Raw genomic sequence first — 17,823 nt, 5'->3', positions numbered from 1 at the left:
GCTTGTCTCTTCTGAGCGTTCTGGCCGTTGCGGCCGAAATGTTGGAAACCGGAGCCGGCGGCAGTTTAGGCAGCCCCTTCGGGGCCGCGCGCTGTGATTTCCCGGACGAAATGCAGCGTTGCGAGCGCAACAAAAGCGCCGCCAGGAGTGCGTGAGGAATGGCCATGGGGCGTCTCACTCCCACCAGGCTTCCATCTGGATGCCGAAGACGGTGGCGCTGCGCCGCCCGTTGGCCCCGAAGGTGCCCGCGTTGGCGTCGGCGGCTGCCTTGTTCCAGCTCGCGCGCGTGGCGTAGATGCGGAATTCGGGCCGGGTCCAGAAATCGGTGTTCGGCGAGAAGGCCACGGCGATCGTGCCCTTGTTCAGCGTCTGCCTGGGCTGGCCGTCGATGCTGCGGCGCGTCGTGCCCAGCTCGGCCAGGAGCTTCGTGTACTTGGCGATGCCGTAGGACACGCGCCCGCCCAGCGTGAAGTCGCGCGTCTCGGGGCCGTCATCAGGGTGCGTGGTCTGGTAGCCGATCAGCGTCTGTCCGCCGAAGCGCCCGACCTGGAAGTCCATCGAGTCCAGGATGCGCCGCTGCTTCGCGCCCGCCTGCGGCGTGATCACCGTGCGCTCCACCAGCGGCGCGAAGAAGAAGCTGTCCGACTGGCCGATGCCCGGCGGCAGCAGGAAGCCGGTGGTCGTCGTGCTGTTGTCCAGGTTGTGGAACTTGCCGCTGAGCGACGAATGCCCGTTGGAGGCCTGCGCGATGAAGGTGTTGTTCAGCCCCGGCGTCAGGAAGTTCTTCTGCACGTGCATCAGGCCTAGCGCGCCGCCGTCCTTGCCCTTGGCGAAGTTGCCCGAGATCAGCCCGCCGGTGATGGTGAGCTTGCCGTCCGGGTTGGTCGGGATGTCGCGCCACTGCACGTTGATGCGCTTGGCGTTGTTGGGGTTGCCGCTCTTGTTGTCGACCGAGTCGGCCGTGTGCACCGCCACGTTCAGCCGCCCGAGGCCGCCCAGCGGAATGTCGTCGATGCCTGCGCCGTAGTTGTCGCCGTCCTCCACCACCCACTTGTCGACGATGTGCACGTCCTGCACGCGGTGGTAGCGCTGGCCGGCCCACAGAGTGGCGCTGTTGCCGAAGATGCCGCTGAGCGAGAAGTACGCTTGCGCCGTGCCGCTCTTGCCGTTGTAGATCGTGGGCATGTAGAACACGCCCCACTTGATGCCGTCGCCCAGGTCGAAGCGCTTGCCGATGCCGAACTCCAGGTAGTTGTCGCCCTCGTTGCCCAGGCGGTACTTCTGCAGGTCGCCGCCCAGCGAGTAGCCGCCCTTGGGCTTGCCGTTGCCGGCGCTGTAGAAGCCGCCGCGGCCGTAGCCCCAGAACTCCAGGCCGGTGGCGTCGTTGACCTTCTTCACGAAGTCCTTGGTGGGGTCGGACTTCGCCTCGGCCAGGGGTGGTGCATCCGTCGGTATCTCTGCCGACTGGGCTTGTGCCAGTCCGTGCAGGCCGGCCAGCAGTACGGCGGCTGCGGCGGTAATTCGGTTCAGCTTGGGTCTCACGGAAGTCTCCTTGGTCAGGGTTGTTGTGAAGGCGTGAAGGAAGCGGGAGAGAAAAAGGCCGTCCGGCCGCTTTGGGCAAAAGCGGTCCCGCACCGGCAAGAACCGGTGTGTCGCGTTCAGACGCGTTCGGACGGAAAGGGGAGAGGGAAGGAGGGAGGCGCTATCGCTTCATCGGGCGACAGGCGGGGCGGGCACAGAGCACAAGGCATTCGCGAAGGAGGGGACGCACGACGAGGCGGCAGCGATGCCTGCGTTCAGGCATTTGCCGGTCGTGGATGCAGTTCGCTGCCATGTGCTGTATCTCCTGTTGTTGTGCTGCGCGAGTCGTGGCGCTCGTTGCCGGAAGGCCTGCCTTCCGAGAGAGCCCGATGTGTGACGGCACGCAGTGTAGGAGCGGGGTTTCGTACGGCGATCTTGTGATTTCCCGGACGAAACACAGCGTTGCCAGCGCAAAAGACGCCGCAGCGAAGGGCGTGCTAGAGCGCAAGAAGAGAGCTTCAGCCGCTCGTGCTCGCGCGCACGATCAGCTCGACCGGCAGGGTGTTGAGCCTGGGCATCGAGGAGCCCTGCAGCACCAGTTCGACACCGAAGCGGCCGAGCTCCTGGCGGTCCACGCGCAGCGTCGTGATCGGTGGATCGGATTGCGCCGCGGAAAGGGTGTCGTCGAAGCCGACGATGGCGATGTCGCCGGGCACCGAGAGGCCCGCCTGCATGCACGTGCGCAGCGCCGCGAGCGCCGCCGCGTCGTTGTATGCGAACACCGCGTCGGGCGGCTGGCGCAGGCGCAGCAGTTGCTGCATCGCAGCCGATGCGCCCAGGTCGTGCAGTTGACCCGTTGGCGCCACCACCTCCAGTTCGGGGTCTGCGAGGATGCCGGCCTCGAACAACGCGCGGCGATAGCCCTGCGCACGCTCCAGGATGCTCACGTGCGCCAGCGAGCCCGCGATGTAGGCGATGCGCTTGCGGCCGATGTCCAGCAGGTGGCGCGTGGCCATGTAGCCGCCCACCGCGTTGTCGGGGTTCACGCTGGGGAGGTCGCCCTGCGAGAAGTCGATCAGCGCGATCGGCAGGTCGAGACCCGCCACCATCTGCAGCACTTCGCTCTCGAAGTAGCCGGCCGCGAGGATCATGTCGGGCTCGTGCATGCGCAGCTGTTCCCGGATCGGATCGGTGGGGCCGCAGGTCAGCAGCGTGGGCACGATGCCGAACCTTCGGCATGCCTCCTCGACGCCATGCAGCACGTCGGAGAAGAAGGGGTTGGTCGAGAAGTGGCTGTGCTGCCTGTGCACCATGAAGGCCAGCTGCTTTGCCTTGGCGCCGCGCAGGCGCGCCGCGTTGTAGCCGATGTCGCGCGCCACCTGGCGGATCATGCGGCGCGTTTCGTCCGAGAGGCCGCGCTGGTTCTTCAGGGCGCGCGACACGGTGCTGATGGAGACGCCAGAGGCCTCGGCCACATCGCGGATGGTTACGGGCATGGAGCTCCTTGGGTAGTGTCTTTGCTTGGAGGGGGCGTCATTTTCACGGGGGCTCGGCGAGGTTGTCGAGGTAATGCTGCACGCGCGCGCGTCTCGACATGAAAGGGGAAGCGCTCTGATTTGTTTCCCTGCCAACGCCGTGTTTCGTCGGGGAAATCACAAGACCGACGGTGTGGGGGCCGTACATACACTGCGCCCGTCCGGCGCTCCATCGTGAGCGATGTACAGGCAACCAGGGAGACAGACAACATGGAAAAGAAGTTCGCATGCGGCAGGACTTTGGCCGTCGCGGTGATCGGTGCTTCGCTGCTCTGGGGCTGCGGCGGTGGTGGTTCGGGCGGCTTCTCGATGCCGCTGCCGGCATCGACGGCATCGACAACCACCACCGCCCCTCCGGCCGCGAACGGCCCCGATTCCGGGCGCGTTGCAGACAACCGCGCAGGCGCCGGCTCGGGCAGCGGCTCGGGCTTGAACGGAGGCGAGGCTCCTCCTGCCGAAAAGCGAGAAGACATTCGAAACCTCACGGACTACGTGAGCCTGTTCATCGGAACGGCGAAATCCGACACCGGCAGCGGTCACTCGGGCAACGTCAATCCCGGCGCGCAGACGCCCTTCGGCATGGTCAGCTTCGGCCCCGACACGCGGGGCAGCGGCTCGCCCTGGGGTTACGGCTCGGGCGGCTACTACGACAGCGACAACGCCATCCGCTACTTCAGCATGACCCACCTCAACGGCCCCGGCTGCAGGGGGCAGGGCGCGGTGGCCATCCTGCCGAACAGCGTCACGGGCGGCATTCCCTCCGGCGGCCTTTCCTACGCCAAGGCGAACCAGTCGGCGAAGCCCGGCTACTACAAGGTGAAGTTCGACAACGGCATCACCAGCGAGCTCACCGCGACCACGCGCACCGGCATGGCCCGGATCGGCTACGCGGACAAGGACAAGGCCTTTCTCGTCATCGACTCCGCGCGCAACAACCCCAATCAGAACGGCGTGTCCTACAGCGGCCTGACGAGCATCGCGCTGGGCGCCGATCTCAGGTCGGTGTCCGGCACAGCGGTCGCCAACGAGTTCTGCGGCGGCACCTGGAAGCAGCCCGTCTACTACTACGCGAGCTTCGACAAGCCACTGAAGAATGCAGGTTCGGCCATTTCGGGCAAGGCGGCGACCCTGCAGTTCGACCTGAAAGACGACGACCTCTCGGTGCAGGTGCGCGTCGGCATCTCGTCCGTGAGCGTCGCGAACGCGAAGAAGAACCTCGAGGCCGAGAACCTCGACGCCTCTTTCGACACCGTCAGGGCCGCGGCCGAGAGCAACTGGAACAGCCGGCTCAACGTCGTGCAGCTCGACCTCGCGAAGCCGGGAGAAATCGACAAACTCGACGCGAAGAAGAAGGACGACGCGAAAACCCAGCTCACCAAGTTCTACACCGCGCTCTACCGCGTCTACAGCGGCCCGACCGTCTACAGCGACGTCAACGGCGACTACCGCAGCATGAAGCAGGCCGACCTCTCTCAGCCCAACAACGTGCTGCCGACCCGGGCCACCGAGAACGTCGCGAGCTACAAGTTCAAGCTCGACGGCAAGGACGCGAGCTACAAGACGCACTACAGCGGCTTCTCGATGTGGGACACATATCGCAGCCAGGCCCAGTTGCTCGCCATGATCGCGCCCGACGAGGCCAGCGACATGATGCAGTCGCTGGTGGCCGACGCGCAGCAGTGCGGGGCCTTCCCGCACTGGGTGGACGGCAGCGAGGACACCACGCCGATGAACGGCGACCATGCGCCCACCGTCGTGGCCGGCTCGTACATCTTCGGTGCGCGCAAGTTCGACCTCGACACTGCGCGCAAGTACATGCTGCAGGCCGTCACCAACCCCAAGGGCCGGTGCAACGACAAGTTCTCCATCGGCAAGGCCGGCGACAGCCTGGCCGACTACATGAGCCTCGGCTGGATTCCCTCCGACAGGGGCTACGACAACCCCTCGTCGACAACGCTGGAGGCCATCACCACCGACCGCTCCGCAGGCGCCTTCCTCGATGCGCTGCCCGCCACCCGGGCCACCGACAAGGGCGTGATCGACACGCTCTTCAAGCGCGCGGGCAACTGGCAGAACATCTTCGACGACACCAGCAGGACGCTGAAGTCGAAGACCGCGGCGGGCGACTGGACCGACGGCGTCTTCCATGAATCGACCGAGGCCAACTACCTCTGGACCTTCGCCTACGACTGGACCCGTCTCGAGCAGAAGCTCGGAGGCCGGAAAGGCGCGCTCGACCGGCTCGCCAGCCTGTTCTCGCTCGATGCCGCCGACCCCTTCAACGGCACCGAGCCCGGCGGACAGGACCTGAACGGCGGGGAGACTTCCGACAACTACTACATCGGCAACGAGCCCGCATTCCAGACGCCATGGGCCTACAACTGGATCGGCTCCGCCAGGTACGCGCAGTACATCATCCCGGCCATCCTGCGCAAGAACTTCAGCACCGCCCCGGGCGGCCTGCCGGGCAACGACGACATGGGCGCTACCTCGGGCTGGTTCGTGTGGGCATCGATGGGGCTGTACCCGGTGATTCCCTCGGCGCCTGGGCTGGCCGTGTCCACGCCGCAGTTCTCGGGCATGACGCTGTGGCTGGGCAACGGGAAGAAGCTGCGCATCGAGGCCGACCGGCAGGCGCTGATCGACAACGTGCGCTACATCGGCGAGATGAAGCTCAACGGCACGACCTACGCGGGCTCGTGGCTGCCGCTCGACAAGATCAAGGACGGCGGAACGCTTTCCTTCAAGCTGTCGACGACGCCCACCGACTGGGCTTCCGATCCGTCGCTGACGCCGCCCTCGGGGGCGGCAGCGGACTACACCAGGTCAACCGCATCGGGTGCGATGTGAGCGCCTCGGCACGATTCGCGGGGGGGGGCAGGCTTGCCCAGGCTGCCGCATGGCTCGTCGCCGCGGCCTTGTGGGGATGCGGCGGCGGCTCTGGCCGAGCTACCTGCTGGAGATTGGGGGGAGCGGGGCGGTCAGCCTCTCGGAATTCGAGCTGCTGGCCGCGCCGCTTGACTGAAGACCCGGGCCGTTCAGGCCTCGGGTGCCACGCTGCCCGGTAGCGCGGCCGGCGGCGTTGCACCGCCGGCAGATTCCTCGCCCGAGCTTTCTTCCTTCTGGTGCCGCGCGGCGATGAAGAGGTACATCGCCGGCACCACGAAGAGGGTGAACAGCGTGCCGATGGAAAGCCCGCTGAAGATCACGATGCCCATCGCCTTGCGGCCCGCCGCGCCGGCGCCCGAGGCGATCACCAGCGGCAGCACGCCGAAGACCATGGCGGCGGTCGTCATCAGGATGGGGCGCAGACGCGTGCCGGCGGCTTCCACGATGGCGTCGAGCTTGCTCAGGCCCTGCTTCTGCAGGCGGTTGGCCACCTCGACGATCAGGATGCCGTGCTTGCTGATGAGGCCCATCAGCGTCACCAGGCCCACCTGCGTGTAGATGTTCATCGAGGCGAAGCCCCAGAAGATGAAGATCATCGCGCCGAAGAGGGCCAGCGGCACCGACACCAGGATCACCACCGGATCGCGGAAGCTCTCGAACTGCGCCGCCAGCGCCAGGAACACGATGATCAGCGCGAACACGAAGGTGATGGCGAAGTTGCCCGACTCCTGCACGAACTGGCGCGATTGGCCCGAGTAGTCCACCGTGTAGCCGCTGGGCGCCAGCTGCTGCACGAGGCCACGCAGGTACTCCAGCGTCTCGCCCTGCGTGCCGCTGGGCACGCCCTGGATGGTTACCGAATTGAGCTGCTGGAAGTGGTTCACCGTCTCGGGCTGCACGCTGTACTTCAGGCTCGCCACCGTGCTGGCCGGCACCACGCCGTTGGGCGTCTTGATGTAGAAGTTCAGCACGTCCGACGGGTTGAGCCGGTCGACCTGCTGCACCTGCGGGATCACCTTGTACGAGCGGCCCGAGATCGAGAAGTAGTTGACGTAGCCGCCGCCCAGCGCCGCGCCCATGGCGTTGCCCACGTCCTGCTGCGTGATGCCCAGCGTGGCGATCTTGTCGCGGTCGACCACCACCTTGGCCTGCGGCAGGTCGATCTTCAGGTCGGCATCGATGTAGTAGAACTTGCCGTCGGCGCGCGCCTTCTCCATGACCTGCTGGGCCAGCGCATTCAGGTTCTCGAAGGGCTCGGTCGTCTTGATGACGAACTGCACCGGCAGGCCCGAGGCGCCCGGAAGCGCCGGGAACTGGAAGGCCACCACCTTTGCACCGGCAATGCCGTTCCAGCGCTTCTGCAGGTCGGTCTGGATGTCGTGCGCGCTGCGGGTGCGCTGATCCCAGGGCTTGAGCAGCACGCCCGCGATGCCCGCGTTGGTGCTGGGGACGCCGGTCAGCTGGAAGAGCTGCTCGTACTCGGGCGTGTCGTGCGCGATCTTGAAGATCTGGTCGGCGTACGTCTGCATCTGGTTGATGGTGGCCGTGGGCGCGCCCACCACCTGCGACAGCACGATGCCCTGGTCTTCCTCGGGCGCGAGCTCCGACTTCGACATCTTGAACATCACGAACAGCAGCGCCACCAGGATCGCGCCCATGACGATCATCACCGGCCAGGTCTTGAGCACGCCGCGCAATATCAGCTGGTAGCGCTGGTGCACGCGCTCGAAGACGTGCTCGATCTTCATCGCGAACTTGCCGCTGTCCTGCTCGGGCTTGAAGAAGCGCGAGCACATCATCGGCGACAGCGTGAGCGCCACGATGCCCGACACCACCACCGAGCCCGCGAGCGTGAAGGCGAACTCGGTGAAGAGCGAGCCGGTGAGCCCGCCCTGGAAGCCGATGGGCACGTACACCGCCACCAGCACCACCGTCATGGCAAGAATGGGCCCGCCCAGCTCGCGCGCCGCGAGCAGCGAGGCCTGCAGCGGCGACTTGCCCTCGCGCATGTGCCGGTCGACGTTCTCCACCACGATGATCGCGTCGTCCACCACCAGGCCGATGGCGAGCACCAGCGCCAGCAGCGTGAGCAGGTTGATGGAGTAGCCCAGCGCCAGCATGATGAAGAAGGTGCCGATCAGAGACAGCGGCATCGCGATCACCGGCACCACCACCGCGCGCAGGCTCCCCAGGAACAGGTAGATCACCACCGTCACGATGATCAGCGCCTCCACCAGCGTCTTGATCACTTCGCTGATGGACGTGTTGATGAAGTCGGTCGAGTCGTAGACGATCTTGCCCGTCAGGCCCGTGGGCAGCTGGGACTGGATGTCCGGGAACACGGTGCGCACCTGCTTGGCCACGTCGAGGATGTTGGCCTCGGGCGCGACCTTGATGCCGATGAACACCGAGCGCACGCCGTTGAAGGCCACGTTGAAGTCGTAGTTCTCCGAGCCCAGCGTCACGTTGGCCACGTCCTGCAGCCGCACGATGGCGCCGTTGGAGCTCTTCACCGACAGCTGCTTGAACTCGTCCACGCTGTGCAGCGAGGTGCCGGCCGTGAGAGGCACGCTCACCATCTGGCCCTTGCTCTGGCCCACGGCCGCGAGGTAGTTGTTGGCGGCCAGCGCCGCGCTCACGTCGGTGGCGGTCACGCCGTAGGCGGCCATCTTCTGCGCGTCGAGCCAGGCCCGCAGCGCGAAGGTGCGCGCGCCGAGGATTTCGGCGGTCTGCACGCCGGGAATGGCGTTGAGCTTGGGCTGCACCACGCGCACCAGGAAGTCGGTGACGTTGTTGTTGGGCAGCGTGTCGCTGTAGAAGCCGATGTACATCGCATCGGTGGTCTGGCCCGTGGCCACCGTCAGCACCGGCTGCTGCGCCTGCGGCGGCAGCTGGTTGCGCACCGAGTTCACCTGCGTGTTGATCTCGGTCAGCGCGCGGTTGGAGTCGTAGTTCAGCCGCAGCGTGGCGGTGATGGTCGACACCCCCAGGCTGCTGGACGACGAGAGGTAGTCGATGCCCTGCGCCTGCGATACGGCGGCCTCCAGCGGCTGCGTGATGAAGCCCGCGACCGTGGCCGCGTCGGCGCCGAAGTAGGCAGTGCTGATGGTGACCACGCCGTTCTCGGTCTTCGGGTACTGGTTGACGGGCAGGCCCGCCAGCGCACGCAGTCCCAGCACCACGATCAGCAGGCTCACCACCATCGCCAGCACCGGCCGGCGGATGAAGATGTCGGTGAAGTTCATGCGGGCGACCTCACTTTTCCTGCGGCGTCGGCGCCGGGTTGTTGGTGGGCTGGACACTGTTGTCCACCACCACCGGCGTGCCGTTCTTCAGCTTGTTCTGCCCGCTGCTCACCACCACCTGGCCGGCCGTGAGGCCCTTGACGATGGCGATCTGGTCGCCGCGCGTGGCGCCGGTCTCGATGAAGACCTGCTGCGCGACAAGTTGCTTGGCACCCGAAGGATTGGCGGGCTGGGCGGGCGCGCCCGTTGCACCCGCGGCGCTGGCCTTGGGTGGCTCGGCTTCCTTCACCACGTACACGGTCGAGCCGTACGGGTTGTACGTGACGGCGGTGGAAGGCAGCGTGAGCTGCTCCTGCACGCCGCCCACGTCGATCTTCACGTTGGCGAACATGCCGGGCAGCAGTTGCTGCTTCGGGTTGGAGATGGTGGCCTCGACCTGCACGTTGCGCGTGGCGGCATCCACCTTGGGGCTGATCGCGTTGATCTTGCCGCTGAAGGACTGGCCGGGAAAGGTGTCGACCGTCAGGTTCACCACCTGGCCCACCGCCAGGCCCGCGAGCTGCTGCTGCGGCAGGGCGAAGTCGACGTAGATCGGGTCCAGCGTCTGCAGCGTGACCAGCTTGTCGCCGGCGTTCACGTACTGGCCGGGGTTCAGCGTGGTGATGCCCAGGCGGCCGGAGAAGGGGGCGCGGATCGACTTCTTCGCCACCAGCGCGGCCTGCTGCTCGACCTGCGCGCGCTTGGCCTTCAGGTCGTTGGTGTCGGCGTCGATCTGCGCCTGGCTCACCGCCTGCACCGCGAACTGCGCCTGGTCGCGCTTGAGCACGATGGCAGCCTGCGCGGCGGCGGCCTGGGCCGCATGCAGCTGGGCGACGTCGGAATCGGCGTTGAGCTCGACCAGCAGCGTGCCGGCCTTCACGTCCTGGCCCGACTTGAAGTGCACCGTGCGCACCAGCCCTGCCACTTCGGTGCCGAGATCGGCGCCGCGCACCGGGTTCAGCGTGCCTACAGCGGTGAACTGCGACTGCCACTGCAGCTTCTGCACCTCGGCCGTCGACACCGTCTGCGGCCCCGGCTTGGGCACGGCCGCGATCAATGCGCGGATCTGCATGAACTTGCCGAACGCGAGCACGGCGACCAGCAGCAGTACGCAGCCGATCATGATGATCATTCTTCGGGTCATAAATTGTCTTCTTGGAGTTTTGGAGGGTTCTGTTCCGCTCAGTTCTGCGGTGCGGCTGCCTGTTGTGCCGGCGGTGCGGGTTGCCCCGGGGCGATGGCCGCGTCCGCCAGCGCGCCACGGTTCCACCAGCCGCCTCCCAGCGCCTGGAAGAGTGCGGCCGTGTCGGCGTAGCGGGCGGCCTGCGCCTGCACCAGCGCGGTGTGCGTCTGCAGCCAGGCCTGCTGGGCGGTGAGCAGCGTCACGTAGCTCACGGCGCCGGCGCGGAACTGCGCGGTCGACAGCTCGAGCGACTGCCTGGCGAGCGATTCGGCCGTGGCCTGGGTCTGCAGCGCGGCGGCGTCGAGCTCGAGCGCGCGCAAGGCATCGGCCACGTTCTGGAAGGCGCCGAGCACTGTGCTGCGGTACTGAGCCGCCGCCGAGTCGTAGGCCGCGACAGCCGCGCGCTGCTGCGCGCGCAGGGCGCCGCCGTTGAAGATCGGCTGCGTGAGCCCCGCGCCGAGGTTCCACAGCGTGGCAGGGCCGGTGAACAGATCGCGTGCGCGCAAGGCGGTGTTGCCGTAGCTGCCGCTGAGCTGAATCTGCGGGTAGAGGTTCGCCGTGGCCACGCCGACCGCCGCGCTGGCCTGGTGCAGCAGCGCCTCGCTGGCGCGCACGTCGGGCCGCTGGCGCGCGAGCTCCGAGGGCAGCGACAAAGGCAGCTCCTGCGGCAGCGAGAGACTGGCGAGGTCGAACTCCGGCAAGCCCTGCTCGGAAGGCAGGCGGCCCGCGAACACCGCGAGCTGGTGGCGCGTCTGGGCGAGCGATTTCTCCAGGGGCGGGATCGCCGCTTGCGTCTGCGCGACCTGCGTGCGCTGCTGCAGCACGATCGATTTCGGGATCGCGCCGGTGTCGAACTGCTTTTCGATCACGCCCAGCTGTTCGCGCTGCGCCTGCAGCACCTCGCGGGTGGCCTGCAGCTGTCCGCGCAACGCGGCCTCGCGGATCGCGGTGGTGACGAGGTTCGAGGTCAGCGTGAGGTAGGTCGCTTCCACCTGGTAGCGCTGCGCTTCCACCGCGGCCTGCGCGCCTTCGATCTGGCGGCGCGAGGCACCGAACACGTCGAGGTTGTAGCTGACGTTGACCGACGCGTTGTACAGCGTGAGCAACTGGCCGCCCGCTACCCGCGAGCTCACCTCCGAGGCCCGCTCGCGCTGCACGCCCAGTTGCGCGGTGACCTGCGGCCATAGCAGGTTGCCCGACTTCGCGTCGTAGGTGGCCTCTGCCTGCCGCAGCGCGGCCTGCGCGGAAGCCAGCGTGGGGCTCTGGGCGAGCGAGGCGCGGATCAGGCGATCGAGCGGCTCCGAGCGGAACACCTCCCACCACAGGGCGGGAATGTCGCGGCCGGGGAGCAGTTCCTGCGCCTGGCCGGCCGGCACGTCGGACTTCATGGTGCGCGCGGGCATCGGCGCTGGCGTGTAGTCCGCGCCGCTGGCTGCGGCCGGCAGGTCGGGCGTCCTGAAGTCCGGCCCGACCGCGCAGCCGCTCGTCAGCAGCAGGACGGCGCCGAGCACGGCGCCCTGAACGGGCCACCCCGGCCGATGGCGCACAGGCGCGGTGCGCGACGACGATCCGGGGTGATCCTCCAACGCTTTGTTTTCTTGATATTGCATGGCGCAGGGGTTGTACACCCGGAACGCCCGGGCTGCCTGACTTTTCTGAAGTCTCGTGCGCACTGCTCCGCGCCGCGAGGCGGTTGCGACGAAATTGGTATTACACAGCGCGAAATGCATGGGCGCGGCGTGAAGCGCGACTGCGTGTGGGGCGGTCTTCTTTCTTTCGCCGCCGTCGAATCCGTTCCATGCGGGCACCCGTACTGAAGACAGCCGCCGCCATTTCGCGGCGGTCAATCATTCAATCAGGAGCATTCACATGCAACGCAAATTTCATCGCCTCGCCGCCTTCTCCCTTGCCATTGCACTGTCTGCAGGCGCGGTTTCGGCCCTTGCGGCCTCGGTCATGGTGGGCGGCGCGCCGATGCTGCCGACCAAGGACATCATCGACAACGCAGTCAATTCCAAGGATCACACCACGCTGGTCGCGGCCGTCAAGGCGGCCGGCCTGGTCGACACCCTGAAAGGCCCGGGTCCATTCACCGTTTTCGCGCCGACCAACGAAGCCTTCGCCGCACTGCCGGCCGGCACAGTCGACACACTGCTCAAGCCCGAGAGCAAGGACGCCCTGACCGGCGTGCTGACCTATCACGTCGTGGCCGGCAAGCTCGACGCCGCTGCGCTGAAGAAGGAAATCAAGGCCGGCAAGGGCTCCGCCGAACTGAAGACCGTGGCCGGCGGCGTGCTCGTCGCCAAGGAAAAGGGCGGAAAGATCATGATCACCGACGAAAAGGGCGGCACCGCCACCGTGACGATCCCCAACGTCTACCAGTCGAACGGCGTGATCCACGTGGTCAACAAGGTGCTGCTGCCGAAGTAAGCCAACAGAACGAAGCCACCGCTCCCACTGACCCCTTCCAGAAACACCGCGGAACCGGCTCCGCCGGGCCGCAGGTGTTGCCCCCGGTCGGGGGTTGGCGAAGCGGCACGCAGTGCCGCGCAGCCTGGGGGGCGAGCAAAAATTTAAAAAAAAGCCCGCACGAGGCGGGCTTGAAGGTGACCTGCTGGAGGAGGGAGGATCAGAGGATGCAGGCCACAGGGAGAGCCATGAATATCGCCTCCGAACCTGCACGCAACCTGACCTTGCTGGAATTCTGTTTCAGGCTAATTCCCGGCTCATTCTTCGCTCGCCGGGCCTTCGCTCAATCCTCGTCTTCCCATTTGCCCACCACTGTGCCCAGCACGGTGAAGGCCGTGCGCACCGGCTCGTGCTTCGGATTGAGTGGCAGCAGCCAGCGGCGCCCGTCATCCTCCTTGAACACCTTGAAGGTGACCTCGTCGCTGTCCTCGAGCTTGGCGATGATGCGCTCGCCGTCGTCCGGCGTCCTCAGCGCGGTGTCGACGAAGACGATGGAGCCGGGCGGGTAGCTCTTCAGCTGGCCGCTGGGCGAGGTCATGCTGTCGCCGCGAACGCGCAGCGCATAGCTCTGGAGGCTGTGGTGGGCGATACAGGGAATCCAGCGCTCGGCGCGCGGCTGCTGCGAGACCTCGTGGCTGTCCCAGTTGGCTGCGTCCGCCCATGAGATGAGCGGCACGGTGCCGGGCGTGCGCGGGTTGAAGCTCGGAATCGTCGGCGGGATGTGCGTCACCCGGTAAGGTCCGAGCGGCTCGCTGGCCCGGTCGCGGGCCTGGCGCATCTGGTCTTCGTCCCAGGGGGCGGGGCCGTCGCCGGTGTCGAGCCAGTTCGGATCGGCCCGGTAGGCGCGCGCCAGCGCCAGCACGCTCATGGAGCGGGTGACGTCCCCGCGCTCGATCTTGGAAATGCTCGATTGCTTGACGCCCGAGACCGCTTCGGCCTGCTTCTGCGTCATCTTGGCGAATTTGCGCGCGGCCAGGGCGCGTTTGGCAATGCTGTCCATCGCTGGGGATTTAAGCCCAAACGAATATTCCTCCAAAACTCTAGAATAGTTTGAAAAGGGAGGAAAGAATGAAACCACGGGAGTTGGTTCTGGCGCTGAGAGCCATGGGCCTCACACAGAAGCAGATCGAACAGAGAACGGGCATTCCGCAGCCGACGATCAGCAAGATCGGCCTGGGCCGGGTGGCAGACGTCATGTCGCGCCACTATGTAGCGCTGCTGGCTGCCTACGAGCAGCGGGTGAAAGAGGAGGCGCTGAAGCCGGGGCCGGAGGCCTTCCGCCCTATGGCAAAGAAGCGATGAGCAGGCGGTGCATCGACGATGGACGTCGGGCCTGTGGCTCGACCGCGCGCTGTGCGTGCTGCTGGCGCTGCTTTCACTGGCGGGGCTGGCCTTCGGCCTGATCGCGGCGCATCCGGCCGTCGCGGGCGGCAGCTGTTTCGGGCTGGCGTGCGCCGCGTGGGCGGCGCAGGTGCTTTTCGACGGCGAAGCGCTCAGGCGCTCGCGTGCGGCTCGGGCGGCGCGAGAGCGAGGGTGGTACTGACGCGCACGCAGTCCTTGATGTGCTGTTCGCCCAGGGCGCGAAGCGCCGCGTAGCCCAGCGCGGCCGACACGACCTGCCCGGCGATGGGCACGTATTTTGTCGCCTGCTTGGCCGTGAGGCGCACGCCCGCATGCTTGGCGAGCCTCAGCAGCAGGTCGCGCGTGACCAGTCTTCCGACCAGCAGCGCGCCCACGGTGGTCGCGGCCTTCTGGATGCGTTCGCGCTGGTGCGGCGCGAGCTTCTCGACCTGCGTGACGGAGAGGCCGAATTCCGTACTGATCTGCGGCACCAGCCGCGAGAGCAGCGCGGCATCGGCCATCCAGTCGAGCCCGGGCAGCGGAACCGCGCTGGCCGCGGCCGCCATCAGCGCCTTGCGGCTGATGAGGCGGCGGCTGCGCTGGATCGCGGCGATGAGCTTTTCGTCACCCCGGGCCAGATCGATGGCTGACGGCATCCGGCGACTCCCTTGCTTGTTGCTTGCTTGCTGTGGCTCAGGCCGCCAGGGCTTCCAGCTGGTCCGAGAGGGCCAGCCAGCGCTCCTCGAGGCGGCCGATTTCGTCGTTGAGCGCCTTCAGCCGCTTGCCGGCCTCGGCGATCTCGCCGGAGGGCAGCGGCTGGGCCAGCCGCGCCTCCAGCTCGGCGCGCTCGGTGCCGGCCTTGGCCAGGCGCTCGTCGATCTGGGCGATCTCGCGCTTGATCGGCTTGGCCTGGTCGCTGCGCTGCTGGCGCTCCTGGGCGTCCTGCTTGCGCTGCTGCGGGGCGGCGGCGGGTGCGGGTGCGGGTGTGGCCGCCGACACGGCGGCAGCGGCTGCCGCGGTCTCGGCCTGGCGCACCGCCACCTTGGCTTCCTCGCGCAGGCGCTTGGACTCGTCGAGCAGGTAGCGCTGATAGTCGTCGAGGTCGCCGTCGAAGTCGCCGACCACGCCGCGGCCCACCAGCCAGAACTCGTCGCACACCGAGCGCAGCAGCGCGCGGTCGTGGCTCACCAGCATCAGCGTGCCTTCGAACTCGTTGAGTGCCACGGCCAGCGCCTCGCGGGTGGCCAGGTCCAGGTGGTTGGTCGGTTCGTCCAGCAACAGCAGGTTGGGGCGCTGCCACACCATCATCGCGAGCACGAGGCGGGCCTTTTCGCCGCCGCTCATGGTGCCCACGGGCTGCTTGACCATGTCGCCGCTGAAGTTGAAGCTGCCCAGGTAGCCGCGCAGCGCCTGCTCGCCCGAGGGCTCCTTGGCGTTGCCGCCGAGTTCGCGCGCCAGGCGCACCATGTGCTCCAGCGGGTTGCTCTCGGGGTGCAGCACGTCGAGTTCCTGCTGCGCGAAGTAGCCGATGTTCAGGCCCTTGCCTTCGGTGACCTGGCCCGCCAGCGCGCCCATTTCGCGCGCGATGGTCTTCACCAGCGTCGACTTGCCCTGGCCGTTGGCGCCCAGGATGCCGATGCGCTGGCCCGCCAGCACCGAGCGGTTGACGCCGCGCAGGATGGTCTTGGGCTCTTCGTTCTCCACCACATAGCCGAAGCTCGCATTGCTTATCGACAGCATCGGGTTGGGGATGTTGCCCGGCTCCTTGAACTCGAAGCTGAACTCGGCTTCGGCCAGAAGCGGCGCGACGCGCTCCATGCGCTCCAGCGCCTTGACCCGGCTCTGCGCCTGCTTAGCCTTGCTGGCCTTGGCCTTGAAGCGGTCGATGAACTTCTGCAGGTGGGCGATCTTGTCCTGCTGCTTGGCGAAGGCCTGCTGCTGCTGCTCCATCTGCAGCGCGCGCATGTCCTCGAACTTGCTGTAGTTGCCGCCGTAGCGCGTGAGCTGGGCGTTGGCGATGTGCAGGGTGACGTCGGTCACGGCATCGAGGAACTCGCGGTCGTGGCTGATGACGATCATGGTGCCCTGGTACTTCTGCAGCCAGGCTTCGAGCCAGACCAGCGCGTCCAGGTCCAGGTGGTTGGTGGGTTCGTCGAGCAGCAGCAGGTCGCTCGGGCACATCAGAGCGCGCGCCAGCTGAAGGCGCATGCGCCAGCCGCCGGAGAAGCTGTTGACGGGGGCATCGAGCTCGTGCGTCTTGAAGCCCAGCCCGAGGATCAGCGCCTGCGCGCGCGGCACGGCGTCGTGCTCGCCGGCGTCGGCCAGGTCGGTGTAGGCGTGGGCCAGCTCCATGCCGATGTCGGCGTCGTCGGGGTTCTCGGCGTAGGCGGCCTCGATGGCGGCCAGGGCCTGGCGCAGCTCGGTCAGGCGGGTGTCGCCGCCCACCACGAAGTCGGTGGCCGACTCCTCGGTCTCGGGCATGTTCTGCGCCACCTGGGCCATGCGCCACTGCTTCGGAATGGAGAAATCGCCGCCGTCTTCGTGCAGCGTGCCGTTGAGCAGGGCGAACAGGGTCGACTTGCCGGCGCCGTTGCGGCCCACAAGCCCGACCTTCTCGCCGGGGTTGAGGGTGACCGTGGCGCCGTCGAGCAGGACCTTGGCGCTGCGGCGAAGAATGACGTTCTTGAGAGTGATCATGAAAGAGGAACCGTAGGGGCGATTATCCCGCCCGGCCCTTCGCGCCCGGAAAAAGGGGGCAAAGGCGCGGGGGAAAGGCGCGGGGGAAAGGCGCGGGGGAAAGGCGCGGGGGAAAGGCGCGGGAAGATGGCCCGGTGAATGGGGTTTCGCAGCCAATGGCTGCGAGAAAGCGGCTGAAGGGGGCTCGGGCGAGCGCAGCTAACGCGTGCCGGCGCCGGCCACCAGGGCGTCGCGCGTCACCAGCAGAACCTGGTCTTCACCGGCCGAGGTTTCGAGCCAGAAGACTTCGAGCTGCGGGAAGGCCGCCTCGAAGTACTCGCGCTCGTTGCCGATCTCCAGCACCAGCACCGCACGCTCGCTCATGCGCGAAGGCGCATCGGCGAACAGCTGGCGCACGAAATCCATGCCGTCGGAGCCGCCGGCCAGCGCCAGTTCGGGTTCGGCACGGTATTCGGCGGGCAGGGCGGCCATGCTGGCGCTGTTCACGTAGGGCGGGTTGCACAGCACCAGGTCGTAGGGGCCGGGCAGTTTCTTCAGTCCGTCGGATTCGATCAGCCTGACCCGGGCATCCAGCGCGTGGCGTGTGACGTTGATGGCCGCCACTTCCAGCGCCTGCACCGAGAGGTCGCCTGCGTCCACCGTCACTTCCGGGTACGTGAGCGCCGCGAGCACCGCGAGGCTGCCGTTGCCGGTGCACAGGTCGAGCACGCGCTGCGTGTGTTCGCCCAGCCAGTAGTCGATGGTCCCGTCGGCGATCAGCTCGGCGATGAAGCTGCGCGGCACGATGGCGCGCTCGTCCACGTAGAAGGGCACGCCCTGCAGCCAGGCTTCCTTGGTGAGATAGGCGGCGGGCTTGCGCGTGGAGATGCGCTCGTCGATGAGCGCCGCCACCTTGCCCGCGTCG

Annotated in this window: 13 protein-coding genes; 4 read left to right on the top strand and 9 right to left on the bottom strand. The window is 67.2% G+C overall.

Features of this window, described 5'->3' with window-relative positions:
• Positions 1-174: 174 nt before the first annotated feature.
• Together QMO14_RS06815 and QMO14_RS06810 are read right to left on the bottom strand one after the other, a co-directional pair.
• On the bottom strand, positions 175-1,542 hold the full coding sequence (locus tag QMO14_RS06815; RefSeq protein WP_301505622.1) for a carbohydrate porin: 1,368 nt from the start codon (positions 1,540-1,542) through the stop codon (positions 175-177).
• 497 nt (positions 1,543-2,039) lie between these two features.
• Positions 2,040-3,017: a LacI family DNA-binding transcriptional regulator gene (locus QMO14_RS06810; RefSeq protein ID WP_301505621.1), complete on the bottom strand. Its 978-nt coding sequence runs from the start codon at positions 3,015-3,017 to the stop codon at positions 2,040-2,042.
• Positions 3,018-3,266: 249 nt separating this feature from the next.
• Between QMO14_RS06810 and QMO14_RS06805 the strand changes: the two genes are divergently transcribed.
• Positions 3,267-5,906, top strand: coding sequence for a GH92 family glycosyl hydrolase (locus QMO14_RS06805; protein ID WP_301505620.1), 2,640 nt, complete (start codon positions 3,267-3,269; stop codon positions 5,904-5,906).
• A gap of 188 nt (positions 5,907-6,094) precedes the next feature.
• Here QMO14_RS06805 and QMO14_RS06800 read toward each other — a convergent pair whose 3' ends face one another.
• Genes QMO14_RS06800 through QMO14_RS06790 form a run of 3 tightly spaced genes read right to left on the bottom strand, consistent with a single transcriptional unit; the run spans position 6,095 to position 12,022 of the window.
• Positions 6,095-9,190, bottom strand: a complete 3,096-nt coding sequence (locus tag QMO14_RS06800) for an efflux RND transporter permease subunit (RefSeq protein WP_301505619.1) — start codon at positions 9,188-9,190, stop codon at positions 6,095-6,097.
• 10 nt (positions 9,191-9,200) lie between these two features.
• Positions 9,201-10,373 (bottom strand): efflux RND transporter periplasmic adaptor subunit, encoded by a 1,173-nt coding sequence (locus QMO14_RS06795; protein WP_301505618.1) that lies wholly within the window; start codon positions 10,371-10,373, stop codon positions 9,201-9,203.
• A 38-nt stretch (positions 10,374-10,411) separates the two neighbouring features.
• Positions 10,412-12,022, bottom strand: a complete 1,611-nt coding sequence (locus QMO14_RS06790) for an efflux transporter outer membrane subunit (RefSeq protein WP_301505617.1) — start codon at positions 12,020-12,022, stop codon at positions 10,412-10,414.
• 259 nt (positions 12,023-12,281) lie between these two features.
• Here QMO14_RS06790 and QMO14_RS06785 point away from each other — a divergent pair, with 259 nt between their 5' ends.
• Positions 12,282-12,842, top strand: a complete 561-nt coding sequence (locus QMO14_RS06785; RefSeq protein WP_301505616.1) for a fasciclin domain-containing protein — start codon at positions 12,282-12,284, stop codon at positions 12,840-12,842.
• A 322-nt stretch (positions 12,843-13,164) separates the two neighbouring features.
• On the opposite strand, the gene QMO14_RS06780 is transcribed toward QMO14_RS06785, so the two are convergent.
• On the bottom strand, positions 13,165-13,881 hold the full coding sequence (locus QMO14_RS06780) for an XRE family transcriptional regulator (RefSeq protein WP_301505615.1): 717 nt from the start codon (positions 13,879-13,881) through the stop codon (positions 13,165-13,167).
• A gap of 68 nt (positions 13,882-13,949) precedes the next feature.
• Between QMO14_RS06780 and QMO14_RS06775 the strand changes: the two genes are divergently transcribed.
• Entirely contained in the window at positions 13,950-14,183 is a 234-nt protein-coding gene (locus QMO14_RS06775) for an XRE family transcriptional regulator (protein ID WP_301505614.1), read from the top strand.
• Positions 14,184-14,190: 7 nt separating this feature from the next.
• Positions 14,191-14,424, top strand: a complete 234-nt coding sequence (locus QMO14_RS06770) for a hypothetical protein (RefSeq protein WP_301505613.1) — start codon at positions 14,191-14,193, stop codon at positions 14,422-14,424.
• On the opposite strand, the gene QMO14_RS06765 is transcribed toward QMO14_RS06770, so the two are convergent.
• From QMO14_RS06765 to prmB, 3 genes are all read right to left on the bottom strand, one after another.
• Positions 14,375-14,878, bottom strand: a complete 504-nt coding sequence (locus QMO14_RS06765; RefSeq protein WP_301505612.1) for a hypothetical protein — start codon at positions 14,876-14,878, stop codon at positions 14,375-14,377. The genes QMO14_RS06770 and QMO14_RS06765 overlap by 50 nt on opposite strands.
• Before the next feature lie 37 nt (positions 14,879-14,915).
• Complete coding sequence (locus QMO14_RS06760; RefSeq protein WP_301505611.1) at positions 14,916-16,919, bottom strand: ABC-F family ATP-binding cassette domain-containing protein; 2,004 nt, start codon at positions 16,917-16,919, stop codon at positions 14,916-14,918.
• 198 nt (positions 16,920-17,117) lie between these two features.
• The coding region (prmB, locus tag QMO14_RS06755) for a 50S ribosomal protein L3 N(5)-glutamine methyltransferase (protein WP_301505610.1) at positions 17,118-17,823 on the bottom strand (706 nt) is incomplete at its 5' end.

This window comes from Variovorax sp. CAN15 (assembly GCF_030462475.1).
Taxonomy (GTDB): Bacteria; Pseudomonadota; Gammaproteobacteria; order Burkholderiales; family Burkholderiaceae_C; genus Variovorax.
The sequence above is the reverse complement of the archived record's forward strand: the minus strand, read 5'-3'. Positions and strand labels throughout refer to the sequence as shown.